General features: G+C 70.7%; 2 protein-coding genes. One reads left to right on the top strand and one right to left on the bottom strand.

The window, feature by feature from the left end; all coding sequences use genetic code 11:
- Positions 1 to 294: 294 nt before the first annotated feature.
- Positions 295 to 816, bottom strand: a complete 522-nt coding sequence (locus GT042_RS11515) for a carboxymuconolactone decarboxylase family protein (protein WP_161308617.1) — start codon at positions 814 to 816, stop codon at positions 295 to 297.
- Positions 817 to 863: 47 nt separating this feature from the next.
- Here GT042_RS11515 and GT042_RS11510 point away from each other — a divergent pair.
- Positions 864 to 1153 (top strand): winged helix-turn-helix domain-containing protein (locus GT042_RS11510; protein ID WP_237530708.1); only part of this gene is annotated, 290 nt, incomplete at its 3' end.

Here is a 1153-nt window from a genome sequence, read left to right as displayed (position 1 = left end):
GAGCGCGGCGGCGCCGGCGCCCGCCGTTCCCAGCAGGCCCAGCGCGTGGCGGCGGCTGAGGCCGTCGGGGAGGTCCGCCGAATCGTTCGATGTGGCCATCGTTGTTCCTTTCGGGGGTGTTTCGGCAAGCACGCGAACACTCGTCCGCGTCTGCGACCACCCGATGAACACGACCTTGCGGAGGCACGACAAAACGCGCCGCAGCCTTCCGGTCACCAAACGATGCGAGTTGACCCCATTCGTCGCCCCGGGGCGGAGGCGGAGGGCCGGCTCCTGAGGCTCGGCTTGTGAGGCTCAGCTCTTGAGCGAGCCCGGCGTGTAGTGGCCCGGGACCGCCCGCGCCGCCACCGAGAACCGGTTCCAGCTGTTGATCACGGTGATCGCCGCGATCAGGTGGGCCAGTTCGGTCTCGTCGAAGTGCGCGGCGGCCCCCTCGTACACCGCGTCCGGCACAAAACCGTCCGTCAGGACGGTGATCGCCTCGGTCAGTTCGATCGCCGCGATCTCCTTCGGTGTGTAGAAGTGCCGCGACTCCTCCCACGCGCTCAGCTGGATGATCCGCTCCACCGATTCCCCGGCCGCCAGCGCGTCCTTGGTGTGCATGTCGAGGCAGAACGCGCAGTGGTTGATCTGCGAGGCGCGGATCTTGACCAGTTCGAGGAGCGTGGGGTCGACGCCGTGCCGGGCCGCCGCGTCCAGGCGGACCATGGCCTTGTAGACCTCGGGCGCGAGCTTCGCCATGGCCAGGCGGGGGGTGTGCTCAGGGGCGTACGTGTGGGTGTGGGCGGGGGTACCGATCGCTTCGCCAGTTGTCATGCCAACGACGATAGGCAGCCGGTGGCACAGGCGTATGGTCCACTTCCATGACGGATTCCTGGGCCAATACGGCACCCGGCGAGGCGCGCGTCCCACCGGTCCCGCGCACCGTCCTCGGCACCGACCTCCACCTGGAGCTACGCGGCCCCGGACTGCGCACCGGCCTCATGGACGCCCTGCGCGAAGCCGTCCGCACCGGCCGGCTCGCCCCCGGCGCCCGGCTGCCCTCCTCCCGTTCCCTCGCCGCCGACCTCGGCGTCGCGCGGAACACCGTCGCCGACGCCTACGGCGAGCTGGTCGCCGAGGGCTGGCTCACCGCCCGGCAGGGCTCGGGCAC

It is taken from the genome of Streptomyces sp. SID3212 (assembly GCF_009865405.1).
GTDB lineage: Bacteria > Actinomycetota > Actinomycetes > Streptomycetales > Streptomycetaceae > Streptomyces.
This window is presented reverse-complemented; position numbering and strand designations above follow the sequence as displayed.